The sequence below is a fragment of the Cupriavidus sp. FW305-27 genome, from assembly GCF_058787995.1.
Genome location: NZ_JBYTAG010000021.1, coordinates 44,223 through 60,818, shown reverse-complemented (window position 1 = coordinate 60,818; position 16,596 = coordinate 44,223). Strand labels below are relative to the sequence as shown.

Below are 16,596 nucleotides of genomic sequence, written 5' to 3'. Positions count from 1 at the left end.
CCGACGGTTATCCTTGTGCTCCTACTATAGTCCGTGGCGACCGCTGCCGGAGGCACCGCTAGCGGTGCAGCCGCGGCCACACTGCCTGCAGTTCGGTCTTCAGGAAGTTCAGCAGGTAGCGCGTCGCCAGCGTCTGGTAGCGGTTGGGCATGGTCAGCATGTAGAGCTTGCTGCCGAACACGCTGATGCGGTAGTCGCACAGCAGCGGCACCAGGGCGCCGCTGTCCAGTTCCGCGCCGATCGCATAGATCGGGAAGATGCCGATGCCCAGGCCCGCCAGCACCGCCTCTTTCAGGAAGGCAAAGTTCTCGGAGGTGAGCGTTGGCTCCAGCACCACCTGCTCACGGATCTCACCGCCGTCGCCGCCGCCACTGTGCCGGATGCCCGTTGCCTTGAGCTTCTGCCCCTCGGGCGACGCGCACACGAACGCATGCCCCTGCAGCTCGGACAGCGCTTGCGGCGCCAGGTGGCCGGCCAGGTAGGCTGGCGACGCGCACACGATCCAGTCGACTTCGCCGATCTCGGTGGCGACCACTGAATCCGGCGGGGTGGAGATGATGCGCAGGGCCACTTCGACGTCCTCGGACACCAGGTTGTGCACACGGTTGTCGAAGACCACGTCGAGCGTGATGTCGGGATAGCGCTGCTTGAACAGCACCAGCAGCGGCGACAGCAGTGAATGGCCCAGGCCAGTAGGCACCGAGAGCCGCACATGGCCCTTCAGGCTCTTGCCCATATTGCTGATCAGCGCATTGGCGGCGGCTACCTCGCCCAGGATGTTGCGGCCGTGCTCGTACAAGCCGGCACCGACCGGAGTCGGCTCGACATGGCGCGTGGTCCGGCGCAGCAGCTGCACGCCCAGCTCTTCTTCGAGCGCCTTGAGCCGGTAGCTGACATTGGCGCGCGTCATCTTGAGCTTGCGCGCGGCCGCGCTCAGGTTGCCCGCATCGACGATGTCGACGAACAGGCGCAGGGCGTTCAGGTCCATGGGGTGATCAATGAAAGAGGGGGGCGATTACGGCCCCCGTATATTGCCATGCTCTTGGCGGCGTCCCGCGGCATAGCACCGCGGGGTGCGCATCAATGCTCGTGATGCAGGTATGGTTTGCGCGCGATTGTCCATGTGGCTGGACACTGAATCTGGCTGCGGCCCGTCTGGCGCCCAAACGCAACAGGGTATTGCGTGCGCTGCGGCTTGCACTGTGCGCGGGGATGGGCAATGATGCGAGCCGGACCTTCAACTGGCCTACTGCGCCCCCCGTTTGCCATGCACCGCTCGTTGCGTCGATGGCTGTGCCTGCCTTTGCTCTTTGCCGGCGCCAGCGCCCCTGCCCAGGACCTGGTCGAATGCAAGCGGATCGAGCACGACCAGCTGATCACCGCCTCGCAGGAAACGCTGCTGTTCCTGCGCTGCCGTGCGCGCCAGGTCGCGTATGAAGCGCCGCGCCTGAAGGGTGTTTCGCAGCGCGTAAAGGACGACCTGGTGTTCGCCTGCCTGGACCAGGCCGACGCCGTAGAGCACCAGCTGCGCGTGCGCCACGGCTACTCGCGCGACACGCTGGCGCGCCAGCGCTGCGAACTATCCTTGCCGGCGCCCGGGGGCTGACTTCTGCCCCGGCGGGCAACGGCTCAGGCAAAGCCCCCGTTCACCCGCACCACCTGCGCATTGATCCACGCCCCATCCGGCCCGGCCAGGAACGACACTGCCGCGGCAATGTCCTCGGGCGTGCCCAGCCGCTCCAGCGGCGCCACTTTGGACAGCTGCGCCACCTGCTCTTCCGATTTGCCATCGAGGAACAGCTCGGTCGCGACCGGCCCCGGCGCCACCGCGTTGGCGGTGATGCCGCGCCCGCGCAGCTCGTTGGCCAGGACCCGCACCAGCCCTTCCACGCCTGCCTTGGCCGCGATATAGGGACCGTAACCGGGCAAGGAACGCGCGATCACGCTGGTCGACAGCGCGATGATGCGTCCGCCCTGGCCCAGCCGTGCGGCGGCCTCGCCCAGCACCAGGAAAGCGCCGCGCAGGTTGGTGGCGATGGTCTGGTCGAAGGCGTCCAGGCTGGCGGGCGCGACCGACGCCATCTGCATGATGCCGGCGCTGTTGACGACCACGTCGAGCCGGCCGAAGGCCTGCTGCGCGGTGTCGAACAGGCGTGCCACGTCTGGCGCCTGCGCCACATCGCCCTGGATGGCGATGGCATTGCTGCCGGCCTCGCGCGCCGCCGCCACCGTCTCTTCGGCCCGGGCGGCGCTGCCGGCGTAGCCAATGGCCACGTCGAAGCCGTCGGCGGCCAGCCGCAGTGCGATGGCGCGGCCGATGCCGCGGGAGGCGCCGGTGACGAGCGCGGCGCGGCGGGAGATAGCTGGGGTGGAGGTCATGGCAGTTTCCTTGGGAGCAAAGGGAAGATGACCTCATGTTGGATGTTGGCTGTCTTTGGATAAATGTGTGGAAATCAAATTGATTAGACGGAATTTATCAACAATATCGGGCGTGCCGCATAGGCCGCACCGCATGCACATCCCGGAAATCCCGCGCTGGCGTTGCAGGCTCCGCCTGCGCCGCCCCCAAGCATGCGTTAAGATTCTTCCTTTCCAGCCGTCTTTGGCGCTGCATCCTGCCGCTGTATCCCGCGTTTCGCCATGAGCAACCTGAACCAGCAATCCATCCTCTCCGTCCATCACTGGACCGACACCCTTTTCAGCTTTACCTGCACGCGCGACCCTGGTTTTCGCTTTGAAAATGGCCAGTTCGCCATGGTCGGGCTGGAGGTGAACGGTCGCCCGCTGCTGCGCGCCTACAGCATTGCCAGTGCCAACTATGAGGAAACGCTGGAATTCTTCAGCATCAAGGTGCCCGACGGCCCGCTGACCTCGCGCCTGCAGCACCTGCGCGAGGGCGACCAGATCTTCGTCGGCAAGAAGCCGACCGGCACGCTGCTGGTGGACAACCTGCTGCCCGGCAAGACGCTGTGGCTGCTGGCCACCGGCACCGGCCTGGCGCCGTTCCTGTCGATCATCCGCGATCCGGAGGTCTACGAGCGCTACGACAAGGTCGTGCTGACCCACACCTGCCGCTTCGTTGAAGAACTGGCCTACCGCGAGCTGATCCAGGAACACCTGCCGCAGCACGAGCACCTGGGTGATCTGGTGCGCGAAAAGCTGGTGTACTTCCCGACCGTGACGCGCGAAGAGTTCGACAACCGCGGCCGCATCACCGACCTGATTGCCTCGGGCGAGCTGTTCGAGCGCCTGGGCGTGGAGCCGTTCTCGCTGGAGAACGACCGCATCATGCTGTGCGGCAGCCCTGACATGCTCAAGGACGTCCGCGCCATCCTGGAAGAGCGCGGCTTTGCCGAAGGCAATATGAGCCATCCCGGCCATTTCGTGCTGGAAAAGGCCTTCGTCGGCTAAGGCCGGCCTGCCCCGGCGCGGATCGGTTCCGTGCCGGGGCGCACCCCTGCTGTACCCCCGCTATACCTCCCGCTACACCTCCCGCGTCATCCCCTTCAGGTCGATCCACTCGGCAAACTGCGCCTCAGTGACATGCCCGGACGCGATCGCCGCCTCGCGCAGCGACAGGTTGCGCTTGACCGCCAGCTTGGCGATCTCCGCGGCCTTGTCGTAGCCGATATGCGGATTGAGCGCGGTCACCGGCATCAGCGAACGCTCCAGCAGTTCGGCGATGCGTTCGCGGTCGGCCTCGACGCCTTCGACCATATGCTCGGCAAAGCTCGACGCGGCCCCTGCCAGCAGGCTCACCGACTGCAGCAGGCTGTAGATGATCACTGGCTTGTAGGCGTTCAGCTCAAGCGTGCCCAGCCCGTTGGCCAGCGTCACCGTGGTGTGGTTGCCGATCACGCGGCAGCACACCATCGCCAGTGCCTCGGCCTGGGTCGGGTTGACCTTGCCCGGCATGATCGATGAGCCTGGCTCGTTGGCCGGCAGCACCAGCTCGGCAAAGCCGGCGCGCGGGCCTGAGCCCAGCAGCATGAAGTCGCGCGCGATCTTCAGGAACGACGAGGCCGTGGTGCTGAGCGCGCCGGACAGGTCGGCCAGCGCATCGTGCGAGGCCTGCAGCGCATAGCGGTTGGGCGCGGGCTCGAACGGCAGGCCGGTGTAGTCGGCCAGCGCGCGCGCGAAGGCCGCGGCGAAGCCGTGCGGGGCGTTCAGGCCGGTGCCCACCGCGGTGCCGCCCTGTGCCACCGGCATCGCGCGCAGCATGGCCTGCTGCAGGCGCGACTGCGCATCGGCCACCTGCGTCATGTAGCCCGAGAACTCCTGCCCCAGCGTCAGCGGCACCGCATCCTGCAGGTGGGTGCGGCCGACCTTGACGATATCGGCAAAGGCTTCCACCTTGCGCGCGAAGGTCTGCTGCAGCTGCTCCAGCGCCGGCAGCAGTTGCTGCTGAATCGCGCGCGTGGCGGCGATATGCATCGCGGTGGGGAAGCTGTCGTTGGAGGACTGGCTGGCGTTGACGTGGTCGTTGGGATGCACCGGCGTCTTGCTGCCGACCTTGCCGCCCAGCAACTGAATCGCGCGGTTCGCGATGACCTCGTTCAGGTTCATGTTGGTCTGCGTGCCGGATCCGGTCTGCCAGACCGACAGCGGGAACTCGTCGGGCCAGCGGCCTTCGATGACTTCGGTCGCGGCCTGTTCGATCGCGTGTGCCAGTTCGGGCTTGAGCACGCCAAGCTCGCCATTGGCGCGCGCCGCGCACAGCTTCAGGACGGCAAAGGCCTCGATCAGCGCCGGCGGCATTTTCTCGTTGCCGATGCGGAAGTTCTGGCGCGAGCGCTCGGTCTGCGCGCCCCACAGGTGGTCGGCGGGCACGGGCACGTCGCCCAGGCTGTCTTTCTCGATGCGGGTGGCGGCGGTGGACGGGTCAGACATGGGCAGACTCCTATGCAAGGCAGCGGACGGTTGGACCGGGTGGCTTGGTGCAGTCCATTAGAATACCGCTTCACCGCGGCCGGCGCCCAGGCGCCCGCCGCCTTGCCTTGCCCTTAGCGACATCCCTCGGCCGCATGCTCATCGCCCAGCTCAAGTCCTTCTTCATGGTGGCCCGCATCGGCAGCGTCACGCAGGCCGCCAAGCGCCTGGGCCTGTCGCAGCCCACCATCACCGCGCAGATCCGCGCGCTGGAAGAAGCCTACGGGGTCGAGCTGTTCCACCGCGGCGGGCGCCGCCTGGCGCTGTCAGACGCGGGGCTGGCATTGCTGCCGCGCGTCGAGGCGCTGGTGCAGCAGGAAACCGAGATCGACTTCTTCCTGCGCCATTCGGGCGACCTGCGCACCGGCAGCCTGCGCGTGGGCGCGACCGCGCCCTACTATGTGCTGGAGCTGATCCGCGGCTTCAGCGAGCGCTTTCCCGCCATCGATGTCAGCGTGGTGACGGGCAATTCGCAGGAGGTGCTGGAAGCGCTGCAGGAATACCGCGTCGATATCGCCACCTCGTCGCAGCGGGTGGACGATGCGCGCCTGTCGCGCGTGCTGCTGGGCGTGGACCCGCTGATGCTGGTGGTGCATCGCACCCATGCGCTGGCCGGGCACACCGAAGTGGCCGTCAGTGCGCTGGCGGGCTGCCGCCTGCTGATGCGCGAGCTCGGGTCGACCACGCGCATCGCAACCGAAGACATGCTGGCGCAGGCGCGCGTGAGCCCCGCCGCGCAGATGGAGATCGGCAGCCGGGAGTCGATCCGCGAGGCGGTGATCCGCAACCTGGGCGTATCGGTGATCGCCCGGCACGAGGTGCCGAGCCATCCGGACCTGCGCGTGCTGGGCTTCACCGATGCCTCGCCCTGCCTGCACGAGTATCTCTACTGCCTGCGCGAGCGGCGCGGCGCCAGGCTGATCGATGCCTTCGTCGCACTGGCCGAGCCGCCGCAGGGGCGGCAGGAATCGGGCGCGGACCGCTAAGCCGTCATCTTCAGGCACTGCTCCATGCAGGCTGCGCAGGCGCGGGCGCATTCCTGGCAGTGCTCGTTGTCATGGTGCTCGCATTCCTCCTTGCACCACTTGCAGACTTCGGCGCAGTCTTCGCACACCAGCGTCGCGAACTCGCTGTTGCGCAGCATATAGGACGCGGCCAGCTGGGCGATGCCGGCGCAATCCATGTCCAGCGCGATGCAGCGCGCCATCTTGCGCACGTCCTGTTCTTCCAGGCAGGCCGCGGCGCACTTGAGTGCGGCAGCGGATGCGGCATTGCAGGCGGCAATGCAGTCGGCGTAGCGGGCGGCGTTTTCCTGCACGGTGGGTCGGATCATGGAACGTCCTCCTTCGGGGTAGGTGGATGGGGACCAGCATGCCCACGGTGGCGGAAGCGGCGCATCCGCACGCGCACGGGGCATCGTTATCCACAATAGCAGGCGCTGCCGGTTCCTGTCGGCCCGGTATTTGCTGCGCGCCGCTGGTTACAATGCCAACTGAGCGCAGCAGATCGGCGACGGCGCGCACGCAGCGCCGCCGTCACCTGCGACCATGGCCGGGCACCACCGGCCCGCATTGCGCATCTAACAGGCACGGGTCCGGCCGCACTGGCGGGGCCGATGCAAACACACACCGGCAGCACGGGGAAGGAAGGCACATCATGGGCGAGGCAAAACGGCGGGGAACCCCCGAGGAGCGTGCGGCACAGGCACGCGCAAAGATCGAGGCCTTGCGCCCCGCCCAGTTGGTCTGCGGGCACTGCAAGACCGCGTTCGCGCAATTCGACGCGCTCGACGTGCCGGGCCTGCCCGGCATCGATGCCGTGTTCGGCGGCGAATGCCCCGGCTGCGGCAACGACGTGGTGGTGTTCAAGGGCGCGCCCGATGCGGTGGCCCAGGCCATGATCGCGTGGGAGAAGATGCTGGGCGCCGATGCGCAGCTGGGCTACCAGTCCAGCGATGGCCGCCACGTGCCGTTCGAGCCCGAGGGGGCCGGCGGCGCGGCGTCGGACAAGCCCGGCGGCACTATCCACTGAGCCCCCGGCCGGGGCCGCCTACTGCGGGCTGAGCTCGCCCGCCAGTTCCGGCGGGCCGATCTCATAGCGCCCGCGGCCCGCGCCCTTGGCGCGGTATAGCAGCACGTCCGCCAGCCGCATCAGTTCGCGGTCCTGCGCCGGGCCGCCGTGGTAGAGCGCCACGCCGATGCTGACGTCAACGTCGGCGGATACGCCCTCGAAGTAGAAGGGCTCGTCCATCGCCTGCAGGATGGCCTGCGCCACGCGGCGTGCCGCGGCGGGCTGGGTCATGTCTTCGAGCACCACCGCGAACTCGTCGCCACCCAGCCTGGCGACGGTGTCGCGCTCGCGCACGCAGCGGCGCACGCGCTGGGCAAAGGTCTGCAGCAGCTGGTCGCCGGCGGCGTGGCCGTGGATATCGTTGACGGCCTTGAAGCGGTCCATGTCTAGGTACAGCAGGGCCATCAGCGTGCCATGCTCGCGGCTGCGCACCATCGCCGCATGCAGCTGGCCCTCGAAGGCGCTGCGATTCATCAGCTGTGTCAGGTGGTCGGTGCGCGACATGCGCGCCAGGCGCTGCGTCTCCAGCTTGCGCTGCGTGATGTCTTGCACGTGGATATGCACGCCCACCACCTCGCTGCCGTCGGCGCTCCATTCCGGGCGCAGGCTGCTCTCCATGCAGTGGTATTCGGGGTCGCTGTCTTCGGTTTCGAAGGTCACCGCAGTGCCCGCCAGCGCGCGCTGCATGAAGGGCTGCACGCGCGCGTAGCGGGCCTCGCCCAGGATTTCGCGCACGTGCCTGCCGCGCAGTTCCTCCGGCTTCAGGCCGAAGACACGTTCGTAGGCCTGGTTGTTGAACACATAGCGCTCATCGGTGTCGATAAAGGCCAGCAGCGACGGCAGCGTGTCGGTCACCGCGCGCAGGCGCCGTTCGCTGCGGTCCAGCGCCTGGCGGCGCTCGCGCACGTCGCGCATCAGCTTGATGAAGGCGCGCGTCAGGTCGCCGATCTCGTCGCGCTGCTGCCGTGTTGGCAGCCGCTCGAACGCGGACAGGTCGTTGGCGCTGGCCTGTACCACCTTGTGCAGGCGCGCCAGCGGCGCCAGCTGGCGCCGCACCGCCAGCCAGATCAGCAGGGCTACCGCCGCCATGGCCACCCCGGCCATGCCCAGGAAGCGCTGCTGCATCTGGTGCAGCGGTGCGTAGGCCTCGCGCGCGGGCAGCAGCGCCACCAGTTCCCAGCCGGTGCTCGACATCAGGTAGCGCGCGATCACCGGCCGCGCCGGCGTGAGGAATTCCAGCGGCGCGGGGCTGTCATCCTCGCCGCAGGTATCGGCCACGGCCAGCGCCGGCTGGCGCGCCTGCGCGGGATCGGGATGGCGGATATAGACCGGCTTGGGGCCGGCCGATACCAGGCAGTAGTAGCCGGTGGTGCCAAGGCGGTTGTGCAGGATCTCGACCAGGAAGTTGGCGCTGGACAGGTCCAGCCAGCCGCCCACCAGGCCGACGAAGGTCCGGTTCGGCGTCAGCACCGGCACCGCCACCATCACCCCCATCTGGCCGTTGGTGCGCGAGCGGATGGGCGGCGACACTACGGGCGCGAGCGAGCGGGCGGCCTCGCGGAAATAGCTGCGGTCGCCAATGTCCGCCCCGGCGCCGCGGTGGGTGACGATGTTGCCCTGCATGTCGGCGACCAGCAGCGCGTTGAACGCGGCCGGCACCGGGATCGCTGCGGACAGCGTATCCAGTGCCCGCTCGCGCGCCGCGGCGGCTTGCGCGCCCTGTGCCTGCACCAGCAGGCCGCTGAGTTGCGCAGCCTGGTGCGACAGCAGCACAATGCGGTCGTTCATGGCGGTGTCGAGCTGGTTGGCGGTCAGCTTGACGACGGAATCCTGCTGGACCTGCAGCGCATCGTGCAGGTCGCGGTGGGCATCGTACAGGGCGGTCAGTACGATGCCGGTGCCGAACACCGCGGCCAGCACGGTGGTGATGATCGCAATGCGCGCTTTCAGCGTGGGTGTGTAGACGGGCATGTAGGGCGCAGTTGGAGCACCAGTGGCGCAGACCGCGTACTTGGGGGCATCTCCGGTGCAACCCTACCATACCCCGCCATGGGGGGCATGCGGTCTTTCCCCCGAACGGGTCCATCCCCGGCGGGGGTGTGCGCGCTGCCCGTGCCACGGTATAGTCCCCCGTTAATGCGAAGGCACGTCCACGCAGACGGCATGCCCCTGCTGCATGCCGGAACTGATCGACCATGAGACTGACTTCGCTTTCCCCTGCCTTGTTGTCATTGCTGGTCGCGGCCGGCGGCGCGCTGTTGACGGCAGGGGCATGGCTGCAGGCGGAGCGGCTCGAGCGCCGCGAGGCGCAGCAGCATTTCGACGCGCTGCTGGGACAGGCCGGCAGCGCGCTGCGCGAGCGCATGCTGGAGAACGAACGCCTGCTGCGCGGCGTGGCCGCCGTGCTGACCGCCAACCCCGACACCTCGCGCACGCAGTGGCGCGACTATCTCTATACTGCCCAGCTCGACGACCTGCCCGCCGGCACCCAGTCGATCGGCTACGCGCCGCTCACGCCGTTGCAGCGGGTGCCGCGGCTGGTGCAGGCCGCCCGTGCCGACGGCCTTGCCGACTACGACATTCATCCCGGCGGCAAGCGCGACCTGTACGCACCGATCCTCTATATCGAACCGCTGGACGGGCGCAACACGCGCGCCGCCGGCTTTGACATGCTGTCCGAGCCGGCGCGCCGGGCGGCGCTGGAAGCCGCCCGCGACAGCGGCGAACCGCGGCTCACGCCCGGCCTGGCACTGGTCCGCGAAACCGAGGCGGCGCAGCACCAGCACGGCGCGCTGGTATTCCTGCCGGTCTACGCCGGCGAGGCGCCGGTCAGCACGGTGGCGCAGCGGCGCCAGGCGGTGCTTGGCTATGTCTACGTGTCGCTGCGCCTGGGCGACCTGATGCGCGCGGTCGGTGCCCCGGCGGCGGCGGAACTGGAGCTCTCGCTGCACGAGGGCTCCCCGGCCGCGCCCGGGCCGATGCTGTCCGGCGGGCCGACCGAGGGCGAGCGCCGCGAGGACGGCAGTGCGGCGCTGCTGCACGGCGAGCGCCAGTTCCAGTATGGCGGTGTCACCTGGACGCTGCGCGCCGCCACGCGCCCCGCCTTCGAAGCCGCGCATGGCCCGCGGCAGGCGTACCTGGCGCTGGCCGCGGGCACGCTGGCCACGCTGCTGCTGGCGTGGCTCACCCATGCGCTGGCACGCCAGGGCCGTGCCGCATGCCAGCGCGAAGCGCAGGCCGTGCATGCCTGGGAAGATGACAGCGCGATGCTGCAGGCGTGCCTGGCGCAGTCGGCCGACGGCTTTATCCTGATCGATGCGCAGGGCGTGGTGGTGCGCGCGAGCGAGCGGGCGGGACAACTGTTCGGCGCTGATCCGCAGCGGCTGGCCGGACGCAGCCTGGACACCCTGGTCCCCGGCGCCACCGGCGTTGTCCCCGGCGATGCTGCGCCGGGGTCCGAAGTCCACCGTGAACTGGCGGGCGTGCGCGCAGACGGCAGCCGCTTCACGCTGCGCGCCAGCGCCGCGCGCCTGCCTGCGGCCGACGGCGGCGCGGCGCACTGGCTGTGGGCGGTCACGGACCTGGAACCGGAACGGCGCGCCCAGCAGGCCGCCGCGGTGCAGGCCGCGCGCTATGCCGGGCTGCTCGACCATGCCGCCTTCTGCGTGATCACGTTCGATGAGGACGGGCTGATCACCGGCATCAACGCGGCTGGCCAGCGCATGCTCTGGTACAACGCCGCGGAACTGGTCGGCCACATGCACATGACCGGCCTGCATGTTGCCGACGAACTGGCCGACCATGCCCGCATGCTCAGTGGCGAACTGGGCGAGCCGGTGCCGCCGGGGCTGCCCGCCCTGGTGGCCAAGGCACGGCTTGCCCTGACCGACGAGCGCGAATGGACCTGGGTGCGCAAGGGCGGCTCGCGCATGCCGGTGCAGCTGGCGGTGTTCGCCCTGCCGGCGCCCATCGAGGCTCCAGCCGCTGACGCAGCGCCAGCCGGTCCCGCCGATGGTGCCGATCGTGCCGATGTGCCCCGGTCCGCGCCGTCGCCTGGCTACCAGGCCATCGGCTACGACCTGACCGAGCGCCTCCGCGTCGACGAGTACATCCGACACCTCGCGCTGCATGACCCGCTGACCGGCCTGCCCAACCGCGCCGAGCTGAGCGAGCGCGCGCAGGCGCTGCTGCTGTACGCGCGCAGCCACGGCGAGCGCGTGGCGCTGCTGCTGCTTGACCTGGACCATTTCAAGCACATCAACGACTCGCTCGGCCACCCCGTCGGCGACGACGTGCTGCGCACCATGGCCGACCGCCTCAAGGGCGCGGTACGACAGGGCGACCTGGTGGCGCGCATGGGCGGCGATGAATTCGGCGTGGTGCTGGGCGGCCTGCGCCACGACAGCGAAGCCGAGCTGATTGCCGCCAAGATCCAGGCGCGCGTCAATGAAGAACTGCAGGCCGGCGGCCAGCGCCTGCGCGTGACGCCATCGATCGGCATGGCGATCTACCCGGACGATGGCGATAGCCTGACCGAGCTGCTCAAGGCTGCCGATTCGGCCGTCTACGCGGCCAAGCACGACGGGCGCGCACAGTTGTGCCGCTTTGCCAGCGCCATGGCCGAGGCCTCGCTGGCGCGCTTCACCATCGAAGGGCTGCTGCGGCGCGCGCTCGCCGGCGATGAGTTCCGGCTGCGCTACCAGCCGATCGTCGATGCCGCGACCCTGGCTATAACCGGCGTCGAGGCGCTGATTACCTGGAACACCCCGGAACGCGGCGCCATGCAGCCGGCCGAGTTCATCCCCATCGCCGAGCAGAGCGGCCTGGTGGCGCCGCTGGGCGAATGGACCCTGGCCACCGCCTGCCGCGAAATCCAGGCCCTGCGCCAGGCGCTGGGCAGCGAGATCGAGGTCGCGGTCAATATCTCGCCGCTGCAGCTGCGCCAGGCCAACTTCCCCGATACCGTGGCGCACTGCCTGCAGCAGGCCGGCCTGCCGCCGCAGGGGCTGGTGATCGAAGTCACCGAAGGCATCCTGGTCGACGGCGGCGAGACCACCATCGAGACCTTCCGCCGGCTGCGCGAGCTGGGCGTGGGGCTGTCGATCGACGATTTCGGCACCGGCTACTCCGGGCTCAATTACCTGACCCGGCTGCCGATCAGCCGGCTCAAGATCGACAAGTCCTTTGTCGACGACGTGGCCACGCCCGGCCACGACCAGGCGGTGGCAGCGGCGATCATCGCGCTGGGCCACCAGCTGCACCTCAAGGTGATTGCCGAAGGGGTGGAGACGGCGGCGCAGTTCGAGTTCCTGCGGGCGCAGGGGTGCGACGGGCTGCAGGGGTTCCTGTTCAGCCAGGCGGTGCCGCAGCAGGTGCTGCGGGAGATCCTGGAACAGGGGATTCGGGTGCCGACCCCCACGTCTGCGGGCGCCACTGCGCTGCGCGAGTCATAATCGTCCAGGGGCACCATTCATAACTTGCCGGCGTGCCCGCGCCGCCGCCCCATCCCAAATCCCCCGATACCTCCATCGAAATACTTTGCCGATCTGCCACACGGCTGGCATCTGCGCTGCCTATGCTGGCGACCGATTCAATTGAGATTGCGGAGATTCGGTGATGCAGGCAGGCAAGTCCGGGGAGGGCCGGGCGTTCCTGGCGGTGGAGCAGGTCAGCAAGCGCTTTGGCAGCTTCGTGGCGCTGGACGGCGTGTCGATGTCGGTCGGGCAGGGCGAGCTGCTGTGCCTGCTGGGCCCGTCCGGGTGCGGCAAGACCACGCTGCTGCGCATCATCGCGGGACTTGAGCGCGAGGACGCAGGACGCATCCATGCCGGCGCGCGTGAACTGAGCGGGTTGCCGCCGCAGGCACGCGACTACGGCATCCTGTTCCAGTCCTATGCGCTGTTTCCCAACCTGACCGTGGCGCAGAACGTGGCCTATGGACTGCACGGGCGCGGCATGGGACGCACGCACCGCGACGCGCGCGTGGCCGAGATGCTCGACCTGGTCGGCCTGGCCGGCAGCGAGCGCAAGTTCCCGGGCCAGCTCTCCGGTGGCCAGCAGCAGCGCGTGGCGATGGCCCGCGCGCTGGCGCCGGCGCCTTCGCTGCTGCTGCTTGATGAGCCGATGTCGGCACTCGACGCCCGCGTGCGCGAACACCTGCGGCTGGAGCTGCGCCAGCTGCAGCGCAGGCTGAATATCACCACCGTGATGGTCACCCACGACCAGGAAGAGGCCATGACCATGGCCGACCGCATTGCCGTGATGGACGGCGGGCGCATCGTGCAGGCCGGCACTCCCGCCGAAATCTATGAGCAGCCGGCGTCGGCCTTTGTCGCCGGTTTTGTCGGGCAGGCCAACTGGCTGCCGGGGCGCAGCGTGCAGGCCGGGCGCTTCACCGTCGGCGAGGGCAGCCAGGCCGTCGATTTCCTGGTCGACTCGCCGCAGCCGGCGGCATCCGCCGGCCGGCTGTGCTGCCGCCCGGAAGCGGTGCGGCTGGACCCGGATCCTGCCGAGCCCAACCGGCTGCTGGCGCGCGTGGTCGACCAGACCTACCTCGGCAACCGCTACCGGCTGGCGCTGGATGCGGATCGCCTGCCGGGGCTGACCCTGTTTGCCGACGTGGCGCGCGAGGCGCGGCACCGGCTGCCCGACGCGGGCGGCCACAAGTTCTGGATTGCGCTGCCCGCGCAGGCGTTGCGGGTGTTTGCATGATGCGCGCGGTCACTGCCGTCCTGCCCGAGGCTACGCAGGCAGCATCGCCGCGCGGCACCGGCCTGGCCTCCCGGCTGGCGCACGGTGCCCCGGCCGCGATGAAGTGGCTCTGGCTGGCCGGGCTGGCCGTCGGCCTGCTGCTGCCGTTGCTGGCGCTGTTCCGCCAGGCGTGGTTCGATGCGGCGGGGCAATGGGCGCTGGGCGCGCGCATGGCGGCGCTGGTGACCAGCTCCAACTTCCTGCCGATGCTCGGCCGCAGCGTGGCGGTGTCGCTGGCGGTGGTGGCGCTGGTGGTGCCGCTGGCATTTGGCTTTGCCTATGCGCTGCAGCGTTCCTGCATCGCACTGCGGCCGCTGTGGCGCGGCATTGCGCTGCTGCCGCTGTTTGCGCCGTCGCTGCTGCCGGCGATCGCGCTGGTCTACCTGTTCGGCAACCAGGGCATCTTTCGCGGCGCCTTCGGGCAAGGCGGCATCTATGGCTTCTGGGGCATCGTGCTGGGCGAGGCCTTCTACACCTTCCCGCATGCGCTGATGGTGCTGGTGGCGACGCTGTCGCTGGCCGATGCGCGCCTCTATGAGGCGGCGCGCGCGATGGGCGCCAGCCCGTGGCGTACCTTCTGCACGGTCACGCTGCCGGGCGCGCGCCAGGGCCTGTTCGCCGCCGCCTGCCTGGTGCTGACGCTGGTGATCACGGACTTTGGCGTACCCAAGGTGGTGGGCGGCGGTTATCCGGTGCTGGCGCTGGAAGCGTACAAGGCGGTGGTCGGGCAGCAGCAGTTCGACCGCGGCGCGCTGATCGGCATGCTGCTGCTGGCGCCCGCGCTGCTGACCTTTGCCGTGGACATGGCAATGCAGCAGCGCCAGCGCACACAGATGGGCAGCCGCGCGCAGGTGTATGTGCCGGCGCCCGAGCGCGGCCGCGACGGCGCGTGCCTGCTGCTGGTGGCGCTGGTCAGTGCCGCGCTGCTGGCAGTGATCGCCACCGCGCTGGGCGCGTCGCTGGTCAAGCTGTGGCCGTACAACCTGGGCCTGACGCTGGCGCATTACGACTTCGACAATATGGACGGCGGCGGCTGGCTGGCCTACCGCAACAGCCTGAAGCTGTCGGCACTGACCGCGCTGGCGGGCACGGCGGCGATCTTCCTGGGCGCCTGGCTGACGCTGCGCACGCGCGGCCCGGCCTGGCTGCACGGCGTGCTGCGCGCGGGCTTCCTGTTGCCGATGGCGGTGCCGGGGCTGGTGCTGGGCCTGGGCTATGTGTTCTTCTTCAACGCGCCCGGCAATCCGCTGCACGCGCTGTACGGCACCATGGCGCTGCTGGTGCTGTGCAACGTGGCGCACTGCTACACCACCGGCCATCTGACCGCGGCCGCGGCGCTGCGCCAGCTCGACAACGAGTTCGAGGCCGCGGCGCTGTCGCTCGGGGTGGCGCCGCTGGTGACGTGCTGGCGCGTGACCGTGCCGGTGTGCCTGCCGGCACTGCTCGATATCTTCCGCTACCTCTTCGTGTCGTCGATGACCACGGTCTCGGCGGTGATTTTCCTGTACAGCCCCGACACCGTGCTGGCGGCGATCTCGGTGCTGAACATGGACGATGCCGGCGACACCGCGCCCGCTGCCGCGATGTCGACGCTGATCCTGCTGACCTCGGTGCTGGCGGCCCTGCTGCTGCACGCGGTCTCGGCCGGCTGGCTGCGCCGCGCACAACGCTGGCGCGCCGGCTGACCTTTGCCCGATTCGCCGTACCCCTGCATTCCGGAACACTCACCGAACCCAAGGAGAAACCATGTCCCGCATCACCAACCTTGTCGCGGCGCTTGCCGCCGCGGCCGCCCTGCCGATGCTGGCCGGCAACGCCAGCGCCGCCACCGTGCTGACGGTCTATACCGCGCTCGAAGCCGACCAGATCGCCGCCTACAAGTCCGCGTTCGAGAAGGTGCATCCCGATATCGAAATCAAGTGGGTGCGCGATTCCACCGGCATCGTCACCGCCAAGCTGCTGGCGGAAAAGGCCGCGCCGCGCGCCGATGCGGTGTGGGGCCTGGCCGGCTCCAGCCTGGCGATCCTGGACAAGGAAGGCATGCTCGACCCGTATGCGCCGAAGAACCTGGCCGCGATCGATGCCAAGTACCGCAGCCCGGCCAATCCGCCGGCATGGGTCGGCATGGACGTGTGGGGCGCGGCGATCTGCTTCAACACCGTAGAGGCGCAGAAGCAGGGCCTGCCCAAGCCGGCCTCGTGGGCCGACCTGACCAAGCCGATCTACGCGGGCAAGGTGGTGATGCCGCACCCGGCCTCGTCGGGCACGGGCTTCCTCGATGTCAGCGCCTGGCTGCAGATGATGGGCGAGCAGAAGGGCTGGCAGTACATGGATGCCCTGCACAAGAACATCGGCCTGTACACGCACTCGGGCTCCAAGCCGTGCAAGATGGCCGCGCAGGGCGAGTTCCCGATCGGCATTGCGTTCGAGTACCGTGCCATGAAGTCGAAGAAGGAAGGCGCGCCGATCGATATCGTGCTGCCGAGCGAAGGCCTGGGCTGGGACATCGAGGCCACCGCCATCGTCAAGGGCACCAGGAACCTGGACGCCGCGCGCAAGCTGGCTGACTTCTCGGCCTCGCGTGAAGCGATGGCGCTGTATGAGAAGAACTTTGCCGTGCTGGCCGTGCCCGGCATTGCCAGGCCCGACGCGCTGCTGCCCGCCGACTACGAGAAGCGCCTGATCAAGAACGACTTCCGCTGGGCGAGCGACAACCGCGACCGCATCCTGGCTGAATGGAGCAAGCGCTATGAAGGGAAGGCGGAGAAGAAGTAAGGCACACGGCGCGCCCGGCGGCGAGGAGATGGCCCGCAGAAACGGGTACGCTCCCCGCGCCGCGGCGGCCGC

The 16,596-nt window shown here is 69.1% G+C and carries 13 protein-coding genes; 8 read left to right on the top strand and 5 right to left on the bottom strand.

Translation table 11 applies throughout. The annotated features are described in order from the left end of the window. Positions 1 to 58: 58 nt before the first annotated feature. Positions 59 to 988: a LysR family transcriptional regulator gene (locus AC3WRI_RS12695; protein ID WP_010814054.1), complete on the bottom strand. Its 930-nt coding sequence runs from the start codon at positions 986 to 988 to the stop codon at positions 59 to 61. Positions 989 to 1,267: 279 nt separating this feature from the next. Between AC3WRI_RS12695 and AC3WRI_RS12690 the strand changes: the two genes are divergently transcribed. Continuing rightward, positions 1,268 to 1,606, top strand: coding sequence for a hypothetical protein (locus AC3WRI_RS12690; protein WP_051398545.1), 339 nt, complete (start codon positions 1,268 to 1,270; stop codon positions 1,604 to 1,606). Between the two features lie 23 nt (positions 1,607 to 1,629). On the opposite strand, the gene AC3WRI_RS12685 is transcribed toward AC3WRI_RS12690, so the two are convergent. Next, the gene (locus AC3WRI_RS12685; protein WP_011616349.1) at positions 1,630 to 2,379 is read right to left on the bottom strand and encodes an SDR family oxidoreductase; all 750 of its coding nucleotides are present in this window, start codon (positions 2,377 to 2,379) and stop codon (positions 1,630 to 1,632) included. A 261-nt stretch (positions 2,380 to 2,640) separates the two neighbouring features. Between AC3WRI_RS12685 and AC3WRI_RS12680 the strand changes: the two genes are divergently transcribed. Beyond that, positions 2,641 to 3,411 carry a ferredoxin--NADP reductase gene (locus AC3WRI_RS12680; RefSeq protein WP_010814051.1) on the top strand — a complete coding sequence of 257 codons (771 nt, stop codon included), beginning with the start codon at positions 2,641 to 2,643 and terminating at the stop codon, positions 3,409 to 3,411. 72 nt (positions 3,412 to 3,483) lie between these two features. On the opposite strand, the gene fumC is transcribed toward AC3WRI_RS12680, so the two are convergent. Continuing rightward, entirely contained in the window at positions 3,484 to 4,890 is a 1,407-nt protein-coding gene (gene fumC, locus AC3WRI_RS12675) for a class II fumarate hydratase (RefSeq protein WP_010814050.1), read from the bottom strand. A gap of 134 nt (positions 4,891 to 5,024) precedes the next feature. Between fumC and AC3WRI_RS12670 the strand changes: the two genes are divergently transcribed. After that, positions 5,025 to 5,915, top strand: coding sequence for a LysR family transcriptional regulator (locus AC3WRI_RS12670; RefSeq protein ID WP_010814049.1), 891 nt, complete (start codon positions 5,025 to 5,027; stop codon positions 5,913 to 5,915). Here the strand turns inward: AC3WRI_RS12670 and AC3WRI_RS12665 are convergent. Further along, the gene (locus AC3WRI_RS12665; RefSeq protein WP_010814048.1) at positions 5,912 to 6,262 is read right to left on the bottom strand and encodes a four-helix bundle copper-binding protein; all 351 of its coding nucleotides are present in this window, start codon (positions 6,260 to 6,262) and stop codon (positions 5,912 to 5,914) included. The genes AC3WRI_RS12670 and AC3WRI_RS12665 overlap by 4 nt on opposite strands. 323 nt (positions 6,263 to 6,585) lie before the next feature. Between AC3WRI_RS12665 and AC3WRI_RS12660 the strand changes: the two genes are divergently transcribed. After that, a complete protein-coding gene (locus tag AC3WRI_RS12660; RefSeq protein ID WP_010814047.1) occupies positions 6,586 to 6,960 on the top strand; it encodes a hypothetical protein in 375 nt (124 codons plus the stop codon). An 18-nt stretch (positions 6,961 to 6,978) separates the two neighbouring features. Here the strand turns inward: AC3WRI_RS12660 and AC3WRI_RS12655 are convergent, their stop codons facing one another. Then, positions 6,979 to 8,970, bottom strand: coding sequence for a sensor domain-containing diguanylate cyclase (locus AC3WRI_RS12655; protein WP_010814046.1), 1,992 nt, complete (start codon positions 8,968 to 8,970; stop codon positions 6,979 to 6,981). 224 nt (positions 8,971 to 9,194) lie between these two features. Between AC3WRI_RS12655 and AC3WRI_RS12650 the strand changes: the two genes are divergently transcribed. The 4 genes from AC3WRI_RS12650 to AC3WRI_RS12635 all read left to right on the top strand — a co-directional run bounded on the left by AC3WRI_RS12650 (position 9,195) and on the right by AC3WRI_RS12635 (position 16,524). Next, positions 9,195 to 12,452 (top strand): bifunctional diguanylate cyclase/phosphodiesterase, encoded by a 3,258-nt coding sequence (locus AC3WRI_RS12650; RefSeq protein ID WP_454750636.1) that lies wholly within the window; start codon positions 9,195 to 9,197, stop codon positions 12,450 to 12,452. A gap of 163 nt (positions 12,453 to 12,615) precedes the next feature. Then, positions 12,616 to 13,710, top strand: coding sequence for a putative 2-aminoethylphosphonate ABC transporter ATP-binding protein (locus AC3WRI_RS12645; protein ID WP_058697755.1), 1,095 nt, complete (start codon positions 12,616 to 12,618; stop codon positions 13,708 to 13,710). Next, positions 13,707 to 15,434 carry a putative 2-aminoethylphosphonate ABC transporter permease subunit gene (locus AC3WRI_RS12640; protein WP_439672290.1) on the top strand — a complete coding sequence of 576 codons (1,728 nt, stop codon included), beginning with the start codon at positions 13,707 to 13,709 and terminating at the stop codon, positions 15,432 to 15,434. The genes AC3WRI_RS12645 and AC3WRI_RS12640 overlap by 4 nt, the downstream gene beginning before the upstream one ends. 61 nt (positions 15,435 to 15,495) lie before the next feature. Further along, positions 15,496 to 16,524, top strand: a complete 1,029-nt coding sequence (locus tag AC3WRI_RS12635; RefSeq protein WP_010814042.1) for a putative 2-aminoethylphosphonate ABC transporter substrate-binding protein — start codon at positions 15,496 to 15,498, stop codon at positions 16,522 to 16,524. Positions 16,525 to 16,596: the final 72 nt, after the last annotated feature.